Source organism: Nafulsella turpanensis ZLM-10, assembly GCF_000346615.1.
GTDB classification, from domain to species: Bacteria; Bacteroidota; Bacteroidia; order Cytophagales; family Cyclobacteriaceae; genus Nafulsella; species Nafulsella turpanensis.
Genome location: NZ_ANNU01000013.1, coordinates 1 through 16665, shown reverse-complemented (window position 1 = coordinate 16665; position 16665 = coordinate 1). Strand labels below are relative to the sequence as shown.

16 protein-coding genes and 1 tRNA gene are annotated in these 16665 nt (G+C 44.4%); 11 read left to right on the top strand and 6 right to left on the bottom strand.

Annotated elements, in window-relative coordinates; translation table 11 throughout:
- Window positions 1-280: 280 nt before the first annotated feature.
- Window positions 281-2098 carry a mechanosensitive ion channel family protein gene (locus F752_RS0106135; RefSeq protein WP_017730854.1) on the top strand — a complete coding sequence of 606 codons (1818 nt, stop codon included), beginning with the start codon at window positions 281-283 and terminating at the stop codon, window positions 2096-2098.
- Window positions 2099-2319: 221 nt separating this feature from the next.
- Here the strand turns inward: F752_RS0106135 and F752_RS0106130 are convergent, their stop codons facing one another.
- The 4 genes from F752_RS0106130 to F752_RS0106115 form a co-directional block, all read right to left on the bottom strand.
- Window positions 2320-2913: a GNAT family N-acetyltransferase gene (locus F752_RS0106130; RefSeq protein ID WP_017730853.1), complete on the bottom strand. Its 594-nt coding sequence runs from the start codon at window positions 2911-2913 to the stop codon at window positions 2320-2322.
- Window positions 2914-2927: 14 nt separating this feature from the next.
- On the bottom strand, window positions 2928-3332 hold the full coding sequence (locus F752_RS0106125) for a nuclear transport factor 2 family protein (protein WP_017730852.1): 405 nt from the start codon (window positions 3330-3332) through the stop codon (window positions 2928-2930).
- A 224-nt stretch (window positions 3333-3556) separates the two neighbouring features.
- Window positions 3557-4477 carry an SAM-dependent methyltransferase gene (locus F752_RS0106120; protein ID WP_017730851.1) on the bottom strand — a complete coding sequence of 307 codons (921 nt, stop codon included), beginning with the start codon at window positions 4475-4477 and terminating at the stop codon, window positions 3557-3559.
- Between the two features lie 85 nt (window positions 4478-4562).
- A complete protein-coding gene (locus tag F752_RS0106115) occupies window positions 4563-5837 on the bottom strand; it encodes a GAF domain-containing protein (protein ID WP_017730850.1) in 1275 nt (424 codons plus the stop codon).
- An 872-nt stretch (window positions 5838-6709) separates the two neighbouring features.
- Between F752_RS0106115 and F752_RS0106105 the strand changes: the two genes are divergently transcribed.
- From F752_RS0106105 to F752_RS0106095, 3 genes are all read left to right on the top strand, one after another.
- The gene (locus F752_RS0106105; protein WP_017730848.1) at window positions 6710-7147 is read left to right on the top strand and encodes a hypothetical protein; all 438 of its coding nucleotides are present in this window, start codon (window positions 6710-6712) and stop codon (window positions 7145-7147) included.
- A gap of 225 nt (window positions 7148-7372) precedes the next feature.
- Complete coding sequence (locus tag F752_RS0106100) at window positions 7373-7789, top strand: hypothetical protein (RefSeq protein WP_152425050.1); 417 nt, start codon at window positions 7373-7375, stop codon at window positions 7787-7789.
- A 166-nt stretch (window positions 7790-7955) separates the two neighbouring features.
- Window positions 7956-8351 carry a hypothetical protein gene (locus F752_RS0106095; RefSeq protein ID WP_017730846.1) on the top strand — a complete coding sequence of 132 codons (396 nt, stop codon included), beginning with the start codon at window positions 7956-7958 and terminating at the stop codon, window positions 8349-8351.
- Window positions 8352-8421: 70 nt separating this feature from the next.
- Here F752_RS0106095 and sucC read toward each other — a convergent pair whose 3' ends face one another.
- On the bottom strand, window positions 8422-9633 hold the full coding sequence (gene sucC, locus F752_RS0106090; RefSeq protein WP_017730845.1) for an ADP-forming succinate--CoA ligase subunit beta: 1212 nt from the start codon (window positions 9631-9633) through the stop codon (window positions 8422-8424).
- A 299-nt stretch (window positions 9634-9932) separates the two neighbouring features.
- On the opposite strand from sucC, the gene F752_RS0106085 reads away from it, so the two are divergent.
- The 6 genes from F752_RS0106085 to F752_RS0106055 all read left to right on the top strand — a co-directional run bounded on the left by F752_RS0106085 (window position 9933) and on the right by F752_RS0106055 (window position 15155).
- Window positions 9933-10589: an ABC transporter ATP-binding protein gene (locus F752_RS0106085; RefSeq protein ID WP_017730844.1), complete on the top strand. Its 657-nt coding sequence runs from the start codon at window positions 9933-9935 to the stop codon at window positions 10587-10589.
- Between the two features lie 111 nt (window positions 10590-10700).
- Window positions 10701-11777, top strand: a complete 1077-nt coding sequence (locus F752_RS0106080; RefSeq protein WP_017730843.1) for a PAS domain-containing sensor histidine kinase — start codon at window positions 10701-10703, stop codon at window positions 11775-11777.
- A gap of 254 nt (window positions 11778-12031) precedes the next feature.
- Window positions 12032-12889, top strand: coding sequence for a DMT family transporter (locus F752_RS0106070; RefSeq protein WP_017730841.1), 858 nt, complete (start codon window positions 12032-12034; stop codon window positions 12887-12889).
- A 71-nt stretch (window positions 12890-12960) separates the two neighbouring features.
- Window positions 12961-13704, top strand: coding sequence for a YebC/PmpR family DNA-binding transcriptional regulator (locus F752_RS0106065; RefSeq protein WP_017730840.1), 744 nt, complete (start codon window positions 12961-12963; stop codon window positions 13702-13704).
- 118 nt (window positions 13705-13822) lie between these two features.
- Window positions 13823-14344, top strand: a complete 522-nt coding sequence (locus F752_RS0106060) for an NUDIX domain-containing protein (protein ID WP_040664410.1) — start codon at window positions 13823-13825, stop codon at window positions 14342-14344.
- Between the two features lie 19 nt (window positions 14345-14363).
- A complete protein-coding gene (locus F752_RS0106055; protein WP_152425049.1) occupies window positions 14364-15155 on the top strand; it encodes a PhzF family phenazine biosynthesis protein in 792 nt (263 codons plus the stop codon).
- A gap of 104 nt (window positions 15156-15259) precedes the next feature.
- Here F752_RS0106055 and gap read toward each other — a convergent pair whose 3' ends face one another.
- Window positions 15260-16261, bottom strand: coding sequence for a type I glyceraldehyde-3-phosphate dehydrogenase (gap, locus tag F752_RS0106050; protein WP_017730837.1), 1002 nt, complete (start codon window positions 16259-16261; stop codon window positions 15260-15262).
- Between the two features lie 310 nt (window positions 16262-16571).
- Here gap and F752_RS0106045 point away from each other — a divergent pair.
- Window positions 16572-16643: transfer RNA gene (locus F752_RS0106045), tRNA-Glu, on the top strand.
- The last annotated feature ends 22 nt before the right edge of the window (window positions 16644-16665 follow it).

Sequence of the window (16665 nt, the reverse complement as noted above, 5' to 3'; positions counted from 1 at the left end):
TTTACGTATTCTTTCAGGAATAGTTGATAGGTAAAAGCAATATTAGGAGGACAATCTACTACTTTTGGAAGGAAATTAAAAAGTAGTTAAAGGTATATCTGAAAAGGAATCTGCCATCCGGGATAAATGCTAAAAAGGATGGTGGTATTTTTATGATAGCAGGCTGCTTATTAGATTTGAGGTTGTAATAAAGTTAATTGATTCTCACGAGCTCTTTAAATTGTGGCAGTTCCACAAGAGGCTTATGCTTTAGTTTAGATTTTTAAGAACAGATATTTTTATGGCTGTACATATTGTTTTGAATGAAAAACCACTTTTCTGCCATGTGCGACTGGCTTTGTTTGGTAGTTTCCTCTGGCTCTTCCTGCTACTTTCTTTTGATACTCAGGCCCAGTTACTTCCTTCGGCTGCGGCAGAGAAAGATACCGCGGAAGTGATGGAGCCGAAGTGGCCGGAAGATCCTCTCGGTCGGCGCACCCCTCGTGGCACTGTAAGTGGGTTTATTAAAGCGGTGGCAGACCAGAACTACGAAAAAGCCGCCTTCTATCTCAACATAGAACCTGCGTTGCAGGAAAGCCAGGAAGGGGCTGAACTAGCAAGAGTATTACAGGGCCTGCTGGATAAAGATGGCAATATATTCCCTTATTCCTTAATTAGTGATGATACCGCCGGGGAGGTTGAGGATGAACTAAGGCCAAGCTTCGATCAGGTGGGTACCCTGATGATTCAGGAGGAGACTGTTGAAGTGCTGGTAGAGGAGATAAAAGGGCCTGAGGGTGGACCGATCTGGTTGTTCTCCTCCGAAACGATTGAAAAAATTGCCGCCCTTCAGGGGGTTATGGCCGCACCATTGGTAGACAGACTGCTGCCGGAAATTCTCGAGGAATACCAGTGGGGAGGAGTTGCTGCCGGACAATGGCTGATAATGGTAGTATTGGCAGTACTTGCGTACCTGCTGGCATGGTTAATTACTGCTGCCTTTTTGTTTCTGCTTCGCCGCTTTTGGCATACGGCAGCAACAGAACCTCTTTCCGGGATATTACAGGCATTTGTACTGCCTGTAAGGCTTTATCTGGCCGTGTGGATTTTTGTGGCTTCCACGCAGGAGGCAGGAATTTCCATTATTCTGCGCCAGCGGTTTAGCGGCATTACCCTCATTATTGGGCTGGCAGCCCTGCTGCTGCTATTATGGCGCTTAACCGATTTTATTACCAGTTTTAGTGAAAAAAGGATGAGCATCCGGGGCCACCTGGCGGGGGTATCGGCTGTTCTCTTTCTCAGGCGTGCGGCAAAAGTGGCCATTATTGTGTTTGGAGTTATAGTAGTATTAGGTGCATTTGGTGTGGATGTTACTACCGGTCTGGCTGCTTTAGGGATAGGTGGTATTGCACTGGCCCTGGGCGCACAAAAAACAGTAGAAAACTTTGTCGGAAGTGTAACACTTATTGCCGACCAGCCGATACGGGTGGGAGATTTCTGTAAGGCCGGGGATACCATTGGGACTGTAGAGCAGATTGGGATGCGGTCTACCCGTATCCGTACCCTAGACCGTACCATTGTAACCATTCCGAATGGGGAATTTTCTTCTGCTAAAATTGAAAATTATGCCCATCGTGATCGCTTCAAGTTTGCTCCGGTATTTAATTTAAGATACGAAACTACTCCGGACCAGATGCGCTACCTGTTGGTAGAGCTCCGGGCAATTCTTTACGCACACCCTAAAGTCGATCCTGTTCCTGCAAGGGTGCGCTTTGCAGAGCTTGCTGCCGCCTCACTAAATGTGGAAATTTTCGCCTACATTCTTACCAAAGACTTTAATGAATTTGTGGAGATTCGGGAAGATTTACTCTTACGGATGATAGATGTGGTGGAAGCAAGTGGTACTGGTTTTGCCTTTCCTTCACAAACACTCTACATTGCCCGCGATGCAGGTTTATCTGAAGAAAAATCCCGGGCAGCAGAAGAGAAGGTGCGAAAATGGAAGGAGGCAGGAGAGATGCAGATTCCTTCCTTCGATCCAGAAAAGATTGATGAGTTGAAGGATACCATCGCTTATCCACCGAAAGGGTCTGCGCAGCAGGATAGTACGAAGCCTTAGTTTCTGTGGGTGCTCAGCTCTGTTGCTGATTTTGATTCAGGTTACGATAAATCTTCCGGTGAAGGAAAATTGTAAGCTGAAATGGTAAGAGCCATGTCTTTACGGGGGCATAGGTTAGGGCGGGTACGTTTAGGGAAGCAGAGAGGGAACAAATGGTGCAGGAGAATTAATTTTAGGGGAAATTTAGCTGCTAAAAGCTCCTGCTAAAGATTCTTTCAGTTTTACAGCTCTCGCATCCAGCAAACTAAATATTTAGGACTGCTCCTCTTTTCGCCTATATCGGGCCATTCCATGGTTGCCCGAATGGAAGGCTCCTTCTTATAACCTCTTTTCTGCCAGAAGGCTTCATTGGAGCGGTAAGCGGCTGGTCTTAGAGGGTGGTGGGCAGGCCTCTCGACAGATAGAAAGCAGGCTTTGGTATAACAGCCAAAAGAGCGGGCATGTGCTTCCCGCTCATCAAAAAACCGATGTCCGAAGCCCCTTCCTCTGTAGGAAGGCAGCAGGATACTTTCCGCAAAATAAAAGATTTTATCAACCTCCAATCCCGCTTCCTCAAATGGTTGCCTCACTTCAGGCATTTCATCCTTTAATGGTATACAGGTGGTGGCACCTACCATTTGGGAACCATCATATACTCCAAACAGGAAAGCCCTTTCCGAGTGAATATAGGTGGCGAGGTATTCTTTTTCATAATCCACAGAGCCCTCATAGAGGTAGGGGTAATCGCGGAATACCATAATTCGCAATCTGGCTAAATCATCGAAAACACTTTCAATTTCCCTGCCTTTCTTGCTGGTAAAGGTTAACTTATCCATTGTTTAGGAGTGGGTTAGGAGGAAACCAGCTTTATCCAGAGGGTAAGATTGTAATAGGTAGTAATCCGGAAGATTTTTCCTTCCTTTACCTCTAAAAAAGCGGCGGCAGGTAGTTGGTATTGCTGGTTGCGTGCCGGCGGAAGCCCCGCTTCTGCCTTTTTGTATACTCCGTTTACCACAAACTCAACAGCCACTCTGTTTCCTTTGTCCTCTGTAAAGAACACCATATCAGTAAGCTCTTCTTCATAGGAGGCATCCATGTGCTGAAGAAACTGAGTGAATTTTACCAGCCCAATTCTTGGCTCTTCACTCTGGTTAGGTTCATGTCGTACATTGGGATGAACCAAAGTCAGCATTCCTTCCCAGTCCTCCCGGTTAAAGGCATTATAATACTGTTGTACAATTTCTAAAGCAGTCATTTTTCTGTTGAGTTTTAATTCTGTAAAAGCTAAACTGCAAACAAAACGCTCTAGAGGTATTCTTGTTCGAGTAGAAAAGAGCTCGGGAGTTTATAAAAAGAATGGACATTTGTTTTGGAGCTACCTGCTGGTAAAGAGATGGCCGGGCCTGTTGAAGAGTTAGTAAAAGGAATAGCCTGCTGAGCTTTGAATGACCCAGCAGGCTATACAGAAAGAGAAGAGGATTAATCTTTCCTGATTCGTAAGAACAGGTTAATGCCTAAAGGCTCTGTATCTACCATTACCTGAGCCGGTAAAGCACCCGCCTCCAGGGCCAGGAGCTTTAGTTCTCCCGGACTCCGGTGCTGCAGGTGCCAGTCGCCGAAAATTTCCATATAAGCCCTGCTGGGGTTGTCGTTAGAGAAGTTCCCGACAATAAGCTCTCCACCCGGGGCGGTCCATTTTATCAGCTTCCTGAGAATCCTTACAAAGGTTCTGTTGTCGAAATAATCGAAAAGGCCCGCCGACCACACTACTTCGTACTGCTCTTCCGTATCGAACCTGAAAATATTTTCATTGATAAAGGAAATATGCTGCAGAAAATGGTCGCACACTTTCTGTGCATGGGTGATAGCCCTTTTATCATATTCTATACAGGTGCTCTGCAGGCTCTCCGGATCACTAGCAGCGTAAAGTTGGCAAAGGTCCCGGGCGGGTCCGCTGGCAACATTTAACAGCCGTAAAGGAGCAGAGGAGTTTAGCTTCTGCTGCATCAATTTCAGGAAGTAATCCTTGCGGTTTCGTACTGCTTCAGCAGCAGGATGATTAATGGTAAAGTCATCCCATTTGCTGTATTGAGAAGACACATCTCTGAGATAAATCCGGTCAATAATGGAATAATCACCTGCATAGCCGAAAGGCTTGTGTTTAATATGGCCCATTATACTTTCAGGAGATTGAAGGAAAGGACAGTTATCCATTATTTCCTGTAATTCCCCGGCTTTAATTTCCCCGCTTTTAAGGAGGGTTGGTAAGGAGTTGAGTGCATAGTTGAGCGCTTCATATTCTTCCGGTTCCGGCCCTTCCTTTAGGAGCAGCTGGTCGAGCAGAATAAATATTTCTTCTTTGGATGGCCTGGTAACTTCAAGGGGTAAAGATGTACGCATAGTATTTACGGTTAAGTAAAAGAGTATTATTTATTTGCCAATTAGGTGGAGGCAAGGATTTTCCGGAGAAAATAATGATGATAGGTTATGCCGGCACAGCCTCGATCTTTTTCTTTGGCGAAAGCATACGGGGTTCCGGAAAGTGTCGGGCAGCCTTTTCTTCTCTGATGGAGAAATGGCTATTGAGCAGGCGCTCGTTGTAGATGAAGTTGCCTAATAAACTGCTTACCCCTTCCAGAAATTCATGGTGATGTTCTTCTGCTAATGAGAAGGAAGCGAGCTCAATTATCCCTTCCACTCTGCCGTTAAACATGAGGGGAATAATCATCAGAGAGTTAGGGGTAGCTTCTCCCAGGCCGGAAGTGATATAGGTGTAACCCTGGGGGATGTCCGTTAAATAAATAGCTTCCTTTTCAAGGTAACACTGCCCAATCAGTCCTTCGCCAGGTTCCAGATACTGAGAAACAAACTTTTTACGGTTATAGGCATAGCAGGCTTTTAGCTGAATCCGCTTTTTTCCATCCAGCTCCTCTAGCAGGTAAAGAGAGCCCTGATTGCCGCCAAGGGTTTTAACTATTTTACTGATGACCTTATCGAAAATTTCCTGTTCGTTGTTCTGGTATCGCACGATTTCTCCTAGCTCCTGCAGGCTTTGGCTAATCCAGCGGCGCTTTTTTTCTTGTGCCTGCGCCTCTTCAACCTGGAGAATGTATTCCTCCATTTTTTTACGATCGTCTTCCATTTTGCTGTTTTTCTCTTCCATCTCCACGAGCAGGTGCTGGTTTTTCTCCTGAGCCTTCTGCTGCATTCCTCTGGCAAGAGCGGTTATGCTAATAGTGCCGAAAACCGAAATGAGTAACCCAAAATCGGTTCCTATTCCTAAATGGTAAATACTATTATCCATTCCTGAGGTGTTCTGACCTGGTAAGTAAATGCTGAAGAGAATCAGCGCCACATTGAGGAGGTTAACGAAAATAAGGCCGGCTTTTTCTTTAAAGCGAAACATCATCCACGGAACGGTGAGCATACCTGTTTGAATAAGTAAGACGGCTACCACCATTTTCTGGTCAGGCAACTTGATGGCTATTTGCAGAATGGCCAGGTACAAACTAGGAGCTATGCTTATTATATATCGGGAGCTGAAAAAGTGACCTCCGGCATTTAAAAACAGGCAGGAAGCATTAATAAAAGTGAATAGCCAGCTGACTATTACAAGCTCAGCAGATAGACTGTAACTTAGAATGGTACAGCCCAGGGAGGCACCTACAATCAGCAGGCTTATCCAGTTCGAAAAAGTTATGGCATTATTAACCTCTTCGCCGAACTCGGGCTGTCTTCCTAAATTAGAAATGAGTTTCATGAAATGAGTTTGAAAAGTATAGAAAATAAATTTTGCTACTGGCCCATGTACGAAGGGAAAATGCGGATGGTTTTCTTCTCTGGTTTTGGTGTATGTAAGTTTATGTAAGAATAAGTGGAATGAATAATAGCGGCTGAAAGAAGCTAAAGGATAAATAAATTGCTGATAGACAATTTGCTTTAAGAACTATTAATTTTTGTTATGAGAAAGATGAGAATGATAGATTAGGGCTGGTAAATTGATGAATGGCCTGTAATAAAAGTTTTAATTAAGTAAAAAAAATATTTATAATGGAATCAACTTTATTAAATTAATAATAAGTTTATCTGTAATTGCTGTTTAAAAAGAAGCTGCTTTTTTCTTAAAAATATCCGTGTCTGCTCTAACGGTCCGCCTACATTGACATCTTGAAGGTGTAAAAGAATTCAATAGTATGTTTTAAATTTTCTCTTAACCTCCACGCCATTGCTTAGGAGCAAATAACTTACAGATTTACTTTTTTGGACCGGCTGGTTCTGGTAAAGGTAAACCAGAATCGGGATTCTGAAAAAGTTGGCCTTGCTATAAAAGGTAGTATAAATTTTCCTCTCCTAGGCACTTTTCCTGCCATCTTAACCGGGAAAACAGTAAAAACTGGATCTTCTGCGAATAGGCCTTTTTGCTTTAGCTGGCAAAAGAACGCCATACTTCCACACTTTTAATGAAGAAAGTTTCCCCACATTGGGGACTTTTTCCCGTTATACAAAAAAAGTTATTGTTGATTTTTATGATAATATGCTGTAAAACAAGCGTTTGTGGTTTGGGTAGGTTTCTGGCATGGTTATTTTATCCATACAGACAGAAAGAATTTTTGATGTTTATAAATTTTTAGAATGATGAAGAAGATATTTTTAAGCCTTTTAGCTGTTGGATTTAGTGTTTCTATTGGCTGTGCCCAAACAGGAAGTTCTGTTGAGACAGGAACCACTGAGGAACAGGAAGTAGTAAAAGAAAGAATGGTATCCGGGGATAAGGTCGGCCGGACAGAAGTTGAACTTGCCTCACTTCCTATTGTGGTCAGGGAGGCTTATCAGGAAGCCGCCCCAGCTGAATTGGAATTAGTGGCAGTTTATAAACTTGCGACAGAAATTGGGACGGAGCCTGTAATCTATGAATTTGAACTGGTAGAAAAATCAGGTGAAAAAACTGCTGCGGTCTTTGAGGGGGTAGAAATTGAGAAAGTCAGTGACCGACAGCCGGATCTTGTACTGGCGATTAATGAAGATGGTGAAGTGGTAGAAGAACAGGCCACGGAAGAAATGGAACGATAGTTTATAAGTCTAAAGTAAAAAAAAGCGGGGTTTAAACCAGTAGACCTTGTCTGTAAATTTCTATTTGGTTTCCTTAAAAAGAGTACAGCGCCTCCTTTTGCGGGCGCTGTGCTTTTTTCCGGCTGAAAAGAAAACGTGCAGGTGCTGAGTGAAAAGACTTTTGTCACTTTTCTATAACAGTCCGGAGGAATTCACCATCATTTTTTCATCTTAAATATGGAGCACATGAAAAAGCAGGATCAGATTATTTTTATTGAAAGTGATGAAATTAGCCTGTTTTTAGCTGAAAGCCTGCTGGAGGCAATCAATTTCAAGGGGCTATCTCATTTTTTTACTAATATGGAGGAAGTTCTGGAATTCATAAATGCCCTTAATTCTTCCCGTAGCGGGTCTGTTAGCTTGTTTATAAGCACCAAAATGCTGGTGGGTGAAAGGGAACTGATACAGCAGCTCAGGGATTTACTTTTTCATTTTCCCTCTAAAATATGCCTTTTAAGCTCTATGGAAGGCTTTTCAGGTGAAGAAAAGGGGGATTTACAGCAGATGGGTATTTCCTGTACTATAGAGAAACCCTTAACGGAAGCAAAGCTTTTACATGCTTTACAGGAGACAGATATAGTTCCTGCTCAGGTGAAAAAATAGTTCTTATCCGTTCTGAAGTTAAGGGGCGGAGGGCATTGGAAGCAGTTACATTGGATAGGCTGTTGGGGCGGAATACATCTCCAAACTGGTTTTCGGATAAACATAAAGAGTATGTGGTCGTACTATTACTAGAGGTAATAGTCTGAATATCAAAACTATAGAGCTAATGGAAAACTACGTATTATTATATCATTTCGAAGACAATAAGGCAGAGAATGCCTTTAGAAAAAAAGTAGAGGACGAATTCTGGCGCCACCAAACAGAAGAAAATCAGGATTTTAAATATTTAGGTTTTGCCGGGCGCGCAGAGCCGGAAGTGGTGGATAAGCTAAATGGAATGATGCACCATATCGACTACACTACCAAAGATTATGTGGCCCTGTATCATTCGCGGGAAGAGGAGCCCGATAAAATTAAGCGGCAAATGCTGTTAGGACATGATGAACTGGTGGAAAATAAGGTCGAGGATGGAGACTTCTCTTTTGATGCCCACCGCAACAGCCTGACAAAGCTACTTAACTTCGATTATGTAAAAGCCCAGCCGGAACCACCAAAAAAATAGATGTTGGCCGGAGAAAAAAAAGGTCACCAGACTTCAGTTCTGGTGACCTTTTTTTGATAAAGAAAGGAGTTTAAGCAAGTGCTTCTTCTACTCTCTCGGCAGCATCTTTCAGTAAAATAGCTGATTTTACTTTCAGGCCGCTTTCTTCAATAATTTTAGCACCTTCTTCGGCATTGGTCCCCTGCAGACGAACGATAATTGGTACTTTAATATCACCAATTTTCTTGTAGGCCTCCACTACACCATTGGCAACACGATCGCAACGAACAATACCGCCAAAGATGTTAATTAAGATAGCTTTTACGTTCGGATCTTTCAGGATGATGCGGAAACCGGCTTCTACCGTTTGCGCATTGGCGCTACCGCCTACATCGAGGAAGTTTGCAGGCTCTCCACCGCTTAGCTTAATAATATCCATAGTTGCCATGGCAAGGCCGGCACCATTTACCATACAGCCAACGTTTCCGTCGAGCTTCACATAGTTAAGGCCGCTTTCACCTGCTTCTACCTCCAGTGGATCCTCCTCAGAAAGGTCGCGAAGGTCGGCCAGGTCTTTATGGCGGAACAAGGCATTGTCGTCGAGGTTAACCTTTGCATCTACTGCCAGAATCTGATCATCTGAAGTTTTTAACACAGGGTTGATCTCGAACATGGAAGAGTCGGTGCTTACATAGGCTTCGTAAAGGCTGCCAATGAATTTCACCATCTCCTTAAATGCTTTTCCTTCCAGCCTAAGAGCAAAAGCTACTTTGCGGGCCTGGAATGGCTGAAGGCCAATGGCAGGGTCAATCCACTCTTTATGAATTTTTTCAGGTGTTTTCTCTGCCACTTCTTCAATATCCATACCGCCTTCGGTTGAGGCCATTATAACATTGCAGCCTTTTGCGCGGTCGAGCAGCACGCTCAGGTAATATTCTTTTGGCTCGCTGTCGCCAGGATAATAAACATCCTGCGCAATGAGCACTTTATTTACTTTTTTACCTTCAGGACCTGTCTGGTGCGTAACGAGAGTTCCTCCGAGGATGTTCTTTGCTTTTTCAGGCACTTCGTCGAGGCTCTTGGCTAAGACTACACCATTCGAATTTGTCTGCTGGATTTTACCTTTTCCGCGGCCTCCGGCATGGATTTGGGCTTTGATAACGTACCAGCTGGTACCTGTTTCGGTATTCAGCTTTTGCGCTACCTGCCTGGCTTCCTCGGCAGTTTCAGCTACATAGCCTTCCTGCACCTTAACGCCGTGTTTCTTAAGGATTTCCTTTGCTTGGTATTCGTGTATATTCATTCCTGATAAAAATTTTTGCACGAATGTAAGGCTTTTGTGGCAGCTTTTCAAGCCTGAACCGGATTAAGTGGCACCGGTCCTGCTTCATAAAATTGCGTTTCTGTGAATATTTAGCGGGAGGAATTGCGTATGTTTGGGAGTGATTTGTGAGGATGGAGCTCATCTTTTAATTAATTGCAGGCAGTAGTTTCCAATTTGAAGTATGAAGCCATACGCTCTGCTGTAATCTGAACCAGGCTCCTGTTCACGTGTTTCAATCGTGGCTAACCATTGAAAGCCAGAGTAAAAGCAGATTTTTTATGCTGAAAGCCATTAATGTTACCAAATCGTACGGAAGTTTACAGGTATTAAAGGGTGTGTCGCTGGAGGTGCAGCAAGGGCAGATTGTCTCCATTGTAGGAGCCTCCGGTGCGGGTAAAAGTACATTGTTGCATATTTTGGGTACCCTGGATTTGGCTGACGGGGGAGAGCTTTACCTCAACCGGCAAGCCGTTCATACTCACCAGAAACCCAACCAGCTGGCCCGCTTCAGAAATCAGCATGTCGGTTTTATATTCCAGTTTCATAACCTCCTGCCCGAGTTCTCGGCCCTGGAAAATGTAGCCATTCCCGGTTTTATTGCCGGTAACCGGTCCGACAAAGAAGTGAAAGCCGAAGCCGAAGCTTTGCTGCAGCGATTGGGCCTGGCTAAGCGTATTCATCATAAACCCGGACAGTTAAGTGGTGGAGAGCAGCAGCGTGTAGCCGTTGCCAGGGCCCTTATAAATAAACCCTCCATAGTTTTTGCCGACGAACCCAGCGGTAACCTCGATTCGGCCAGTGCCGATTCCCTGCACAGCCTCTTTTTCCAGCTTCGGGAAGAAACCAACCAGACTTTTGTTATTGTAACCCATAATAATGAACTGGCAGATATGGCCGATCAGAAATATGTAATGGAAGATGGGGTAATACTTTAGTCTGCAGCTTATAAAATAATGCGCCTCCCTATGCCACTGCAGGAAATGATGAAGCTCTATAGTTGATTATCCTCTTTTTGGAGGCTTGTATAATGAGTAATTGAAGTGTTAATGAGTAGCGAAACAGATATTTTTAGAGAAATTTCGGAAGGATCGCCCGATTGTATTTTTGTATTCGATTTTAAGGAAAACACTATTTCTTTTGTAAATAAGGCTGTTGAAGCATTACTGGGACTCTCCCAGGAAGAGGTAATTTCAAAACCAGAAAAGCTGCTGGAGATAATCCATCCGGATGACCAGGAGTATGTTAAAAGTAAGCAGCCGGAAGTAAAACCATCTTCTCCCTTTATTAAACTGGATTTCAGGTTGCTCCTGCCGGGACAGAAAACCAAGTGGGTCCAGTTAAAAGGCTATGGCGTAAGAGCGAAAAGCCCACAGCCCCAGTTTGTGGCATTTGTCGAGGACATTACCGAACGCAAGGAAGCCGAACTGAACTTTTACACCGTAAAAGAGCAGAAGGATGTTGTGCTGCAAATTCTTGGACACGATTTGCGGGCACCGCTCAATACCATTAAAATGTCTTCTTTATTGCTTGAAAAGGAGTTTAAAAATAGTAAAGAGGAGGATGTGGAACGATTACTTAAAATCATAAATGTCACCTGTAATAATTCCCTTGAGCTGATTCGGGAGATTCTGGATATGGAATACCTGGAATCCCAGGCTATGCCCCTCCGGAAGAGTCGCGTCGATATCGTGGCCCGCTTGCAAAATCAGGTAGATACCTTTCATCTGCGGGATAGGCAGAAAACAATTATACTGGATGCCTCAGAACCGGCGGTTTACGTTGAGGTAGATGTGCTGCGTTTTATGCTGGTGGTTGAAAACATCCTGTCCAATGCGTACAAATTTACAGCTGATGATGGTAGAATTTCAATTTCAGTGAAGGATAAGGGAGAAACGGTTCTTCTGACATTTGAAGATAATGGTATAGGTATACCTGATAAACTGAAGCCCTACATATTTGATAAATTCACTAAAGCAAGGAGGCCTGGGATGAGGGGAGAACGGCCGGTTGGTTTAGGCATGCACCTCATCAGGACCCTTGTGAAAATGCATAACGGCGACATTTGGTTTGAAAGTGAAGAAGAAAAAGGAACCACTTTTTATGTGGAAGTTCCGAAGTTCTGATGCCTCCTCTAAATTTTGTTAAAGGGGCCGGTGGGCTTTTTATTCAGCAGTACCAATAGATGTGCCTGCCGGAGAAAAGAGACTGAGGGTTGAGTACCCCTTCCATGGATAAGGTTAAATGGTCCAAAAGATAACTGAATCTGGTGCAGGCAAAGAGATTATTGTACTGAAGAGCGCTTTTCTGAAAAGGAGGGCGCTCTCTTTTTGGCGGGAGATTAAATGGCTATTTTTGCAGGCCAAATATAAAAGGCTTTATGGTAATTTCTAGAGGGATGGGCTATATGCTCCTTGCTACCCTGCTTTTTACATGTATGAATGTACTGGTTAAGCTGGTGCCTCATATTCCGGCTATCGAAATCATTTTTTTTCGTTCTGTCATTTCCCTCCTCATGAGCTATGTGGCACTGAAATCACAGCAGGTGTCGGTGTTTGGCAATAATAAAAAATTATTGATCCTGAGAGGGGCGGCAGGGGCCCTGGCCCTGGTTTGTTACTTTATTACACTCCAGAATATCCCTTTGGCCAGTGCGGTAACCCTGCAGTACCTTTCGCCGGTGTTTACCACCATTCTAGGCATTTTTCTCGTGAGAGAGAAGGTAAAGCCACTTCAGTTTCTCTTTTTTGCCATGGCCTTTGGTGGGGTGCTGGTAATAAAAGGCTTCGATCCCAGGGTTACAAATCTTTACCTGCTGTTAGGGATAGGGGCTGGCTTTTTTGCCGGGCTTGCCTATAACATTATCCGGAAGCTTAATACAACCGAACATCCACTGGTAATTGTTTTCTACTTCCCCCTGGTAACGCTGCCGCTTACCGGTTTTTATGTATGGGCTAACTGGGAGCAACCCCAGGGGATTGAGTGGTTCTACCTCATTTTAATAGGAGTACTTACCCAGTTTGCCCAGTATTTTATGACCAAAGCTTACCAGCTGGAGGAGCTTAGTAAAGTAGCCAGTCTCAACTATATCGGTATCCTGTATGCCATTGGTTTCGGCTATTTTGTTTTTGAAGAAAGTTTTCATCCATTTAGTTATTTGGGTATGCTGCTCGTGCTGGCAGGGGTAATTCTCAACATTCAGTATAAACGAAAGCAAATAAAGCCAGAGAAGGCCTAAAGCGGGAAATGGATGGCAGCCGGAAGAAAAATTAGTTAAATTTGATTATCTTTTAAAGCAACAGAAAAATTATGGCAGGACACAGTAAATGGGCGAATATTAAAAGACGGAAAGGAGCCCAGGATGCAAAACGCTCAAAAATTTTTACGAAGCTGATAAAAGAAATTACCGTAGCGGCCAAGGAAGGAGGTGAGGACCCGGATGCCAATCCGCGCCTGCGCCTGGCAATAAATAATGCCAAGGGGGCCAATATGCCTAAAGATACCATTGAAAGGGCAGTCCAGAAAGGCTCAGGAGCTGACTCTGAGAATTATACGGAGGCAAGTTATGAAGGCTATGCCACCCATGGGGTAGCCGTATTCGTGGAAACCATGACCGATAATATTAACCGTACAGTCGCCAATGTCCGCTCTGCATTCAGCAAAAACGGCGGCAGCCTCGGGACCAACGGATCGCTCGAGTTTATTTTTGACCGGAAGGGAATATTTAATTTTAAACTCCCGGATGGAGCCGACATTGACCAGCTAACCCTCGAAATAATAGATGCGGGAGCAGAAGAAGTAGAGGTGGAAGATGGGTATATGCACCTAAGCTGTGCCATGGAAGATTTTGGTGCCGTACAACGTAAGCTGGATGACTTAAATATTGAAGCAGAGAATGCGGAGTTACAAAGAATTCCGCAAAACAGGATTCCGCTCAATGATGAGGCTTTTGAAGAAGTATACAAACTAATAGAGGTGCTCGAGGATGACGATGATGTTCAGAAAGTATACCATAATATAGATGCGACCGATGAGCAGATGGAAAGAATGTAGTTTCTGTAGTAAGGAGCGGCCGCCGTTGCGGTAGTGAATAGGGAGGAAGCCGGGCGAAAGCCCGGCAGCGCGGCTCTAAAGCAACGACATTTATACATTTAAATCTTAATTGAAAGAAATGGCTTATACCTATGATTATCCTCGACCTGCAGTAACAGTCGATGCTGTTGTTTATGCTCTGGCGGATGAACAGTTGCATGTGCTGCTGATTCGCAGGAAGCAGGATCCTTTTAAAGGCAGCTGGGCCTTCCCTGGTGGCTTTATGGACATTAATGAAGTGCCTGAAGAGGCGGTAAAGCGGGAGCTCCTGGAGGAAACAGGGGTTCAGGCAAATCATTTTGTACAGATTGGGGCTTTTGCAGGTCTTCACCGCGACCCACGACACAGAACGGTGAGTATTGGGTATATCAGTCTATTGCAGGGACAGCTCCCGGTTGTGGCCGGGGGCGACGATGCTGCTGAAGCCAGGTGGTTTGCCCTGGATAAGCTTCCTGAACCTATGGCCTTTGACCACCATGAAATGCTGCAGCAGGCGAACCGTCGGCTTGAGGTACAGCTTAGAATGGCAGCCGCCGAGTCGGAAAGTGCTTTCGGTTTAAATGAAGCGGCAATAGGACAGGTATTAAACCAGATAAGTTGAAATTTATTTACCAATGGATATGAAATTATTTCAGGTTGATTCCTTTACGAAAGAAAAGTTTAAAGGAAACCCTGCGGGTGTTTGCATCAGTGAAAAACCGCTGCCAGATGTGCTTATGCAGCAGATAGCCGCTGAGATGAACCTTTCGGAAACTGCTTTCGTCAGCACCGAAGATGGCTATAGCCGACTTCGCTGGTTTACCCCTACGAGCGAGGTAGATCTTTGCGGACATGCTACCCTGGCCACCGCTCATATACTATTCGAGCAGCAATACTTTGGTAGAAACGAAGCGCTGAAATTCGAAACCCGCAGTGGAGTTCTTCAGGTAACGAGTGAAAATTCTGCTCAACTCTGTATGGACTTTCCGCTGCTGGAAACAAAACGGCAGGAACCAACGGAAGCGGTACGGCAGCTGTTCGGAGAAGTGGTGGAAATGGCCAGTACAGCCAAAAATGATATTGTAGAACTGCCCTCAGCAGAGGCAGTCGCTAAAGCCTCTCCGGATATGGGCTACCTTAGTAAAAACAGCCGACAGGGAATTATTATTACCGCCAGGGGTAGTGGTAAGTGGGAAGCTTTTGATATTGTTAGCCGCTATTTTGTACCGAATGTTGGGGTGCCGGAAGATCCGGTTACCGGCTCTGCCCATTGCGAACTGGCGCATTTCTGGCAGCAGAAGCTTGGTAAGAATGAATTAAAAGCCTATCAGGCCTCTGCAAGGGGCGGAAACCTGGGCGTAAAAATTATGGGGAGCCGGGTAATGATTACCGGCGATGCTGTAACCGTTTTTGCGACTACTCTAAAAGTATAATAGAGGTAAGGCAATTAATGGGGTTAAACAAAAAGTAAAAAGGCTGTTCCTTATTAATTCAGGAACAGCCTTTTCTATGTTAAGAAGTTTTCTCTATACTGCGCTTACATGCTGGCCAGTTTCTGAATAAGATCGGCTGTACGGTTAGAGTATCCGGCTTCATTGTCATACCAGCCTACCACTTTCACCAGGTTCCCGGTAGCGGCAGTAAGCTGAGCATCGAAGATGCATGAATGTGGGTCGCCAACGATATCGGAAGATACAATTGGATCTTCCGTAAATTTAAGGATTCCCTTCATTGGGCCTTCAGCTGCTTTCTTAACGGCTGCATTTACCTGGTCAGCCGTAACTTCTTTTTTCAATACCACTGTAAAGTCAGTTACTGAGCCTGTTGGAGTAGGAACACGCATGGCAATACCATCGAGTAAGCCTTTAAGCTCCGGTAGTACAAGACCTACTGCTTTGGCTGCACCGGTTGAGGTAGGAACAATGTTAATGGCTGCCGCACGTGCACGACGCAGGTCTTTGTGAGGGGCGTCCTGCAGGTTCTGGTCAGCAGTATAAGCGTGGATGGTGTTGATATATCCTTTTTCAATGCCAAACTCATCGTTCAGGATTTTGGCCATAGGAGCAAGGCAGTTTGTGGTACAGGAAGCGTTGGATACAATTTTGTCATCTCCGGTAAGCTTCTCCTGGTTTACGCCCAGTACAATCGTCTGGATATTGCCTTTTGCCGGTGCAGAAATTACCACTTTTTTGGCACCTGCCTGAAGGTGTCCGCTGGCACTCTGTTCGTCGGTAAAACGGCCGGTAGATTCCAGAACTACATCTACACCTAATTCGCCCCAAGGCAATTTCGCAGGCTCTCTTTCTGCTGTTACTCTTATTTTCTTACCATTAACAGTAATGCTGTTTGCATCCGCAGTTACCTCACCCGGAAATTTTCCGTGTACCGAATCGTACTTCAGCAGGTGGGCAAGGGTTAGGGTGTCGGTAAGGTCATTAATGGCTACGATTTCTATATTGTCGCCTTTTTCCTGTAAAGCTTTAAAAGTGAGCCGGCCAATACGGCCAAAGCCATTAATTGCAACTTTTATGTTTGCCATTGGAGTGAATGAATTAGGTTAAAAATTTATAATTTGTGCCAAAACTACAACTCTTGGAGATTAAAACAAAAAGAGAAGCGTCGATTATAGACGTTGTGGCTGAAAAGCCTTTCTGGCTTATTCTTGCTGTATTTAATAATTATCTAAACGGCTAAAGGTTTAGATTTTTTTTTAAAACTTTTGAGATCGCTAACTGCCTGATTTAGCGGAACAAAGAGAGGAGGGGACCTAAGCCTGTTAAGAAAAATTCAGCAGGACATTTTGCATTTAAAAAAACGACTTCTATATTTGCATCACCAAATCACAAAATGGTCCGTTCGTCTAGGGGTTAGGACGCCAGGTTTTCATCCTGGTAACAGGGGTTCGATTCCCCTACGGACTACAAGTTTAAATTTCAGGTGATT

What these genes read in the sequence shown, in the direction of transcription:
- F752_RS0106100 (WP_152425050.1), top strand. Translation starts at nt 7,373, where the DNA reads ATGAAAAAGCAGGATCAGATTATTTTTATTGAAAGTGATGAAATTAGC.
- F752_RS0106065 (WP_017730840.1), top strand. Translation starts at nt 12,961, where the DNA reads ATGGCAGGACACAGTAAATGGGCGAATATTAAAAGACGGAAAGGAGCC.
- F752_RS0106070 (WP_017730841.1), top strand. Translation starts at nt 12,032, where the DNA reads ATGGTAATTTCTAGAGGGATGGGCTATATGCTCCTTGCTACCCTGCTT.
- F752_RS0106055 (WP_152425049.1), top strand. Translation starts at nt 14,364, where the DNA reads ATGAAATTATTTCAGGTTGATTCCTTTACGAAAGAAAAGTTTAAAGGA.
- F752_RS0106085 (WP_017730844.1), top strand. Translation starts at nt 9,933, where the DNA reads ATGCTGAAAGCCATTAATGTTACCAAATCGTACGGAAGTTTACAGGTA.
- F752_RS0106105 (WP_017730848.1), top strand. Translation starts at nt 6,710, where the DNA reads ATGATGAAGAAGATATTTTTAAGCCTTTTAGCTGTTGGATTTAGTGTT.
- F752_RS0106120 (WP_017730851.1), bottom strand. Translation starts at nt 4,477, where the DNA reads ATGCGTACATCTTTACCCCTTGAAGTTACCAGGCCATCCAAAGAAGAA.
- F752_RS0106115 (WP_017730850.1), bottom strand. Translation starts at nt 5,837, where the DNA reads ATGAAACTCATTTCTAATTTAGGAAGACAGCCCGAGTTCGGCGAAGAG.
- F752_RS0106125 (WP_017730852.1), bottom strand. Translation starts at nt 3,332, where the DNA reads ATGACTGCTTTAGAAATTGTACAACAGTATTATAATGCCTTTAACCGG.
- sucC (WP_017730845.1), bottom strand. Translation starts at nt 9,633, where the DNA reads ATGAATATACACGAATACCAAGCAAAGGAAATCCTTAAGAAACACGGC.
- gap (WP_017730837.1), bottom strand. Translation starts at nt 16,261, where the DNA reads ATGGCAAACATAAAAGTTGCAATTAATGGCTTTGGCCGTATTGGCCGG.
- F752_RS0106080 (WP_017730843.1), top strand. Translation starts at nt 10,701, where the DNA reads ATGAGTAGCGAAACAGATATTTTTAGAGAAATTTCGGAAGGATCGCCC.
- F752_RS0106130 (WP_017730853.1), bottom strand. Translation starts at nt 2,913, where the DNA reads ATGGATAAGTTAACCTTTACCAGCAAGAAAGGCAGGGAAATTGAAAGT.
- F752_RS0106060 (WP_040664410.1), top strand. Translation starts at nt 13,823, where the DNA reads ATGGCTTATACCTATGATTATCCTCGACCTGCAGTAACAGTCGATGCT.
- F752_RS0106135 (WP_017730854.1), top strand. Translation starts at nt 281, where the DNA reads ATGGCTGTACATATTGTTTTGAATGAAAAACCACTTTTCTGCCATGTG.
- F752_RS0106095 (WP_017730846.1), top strand. Translation starts at nt 7,956, where the DNA reads ATGGAAAACTACGTATTATTATATCATTTCGAAGACAATAAGGCAGAG.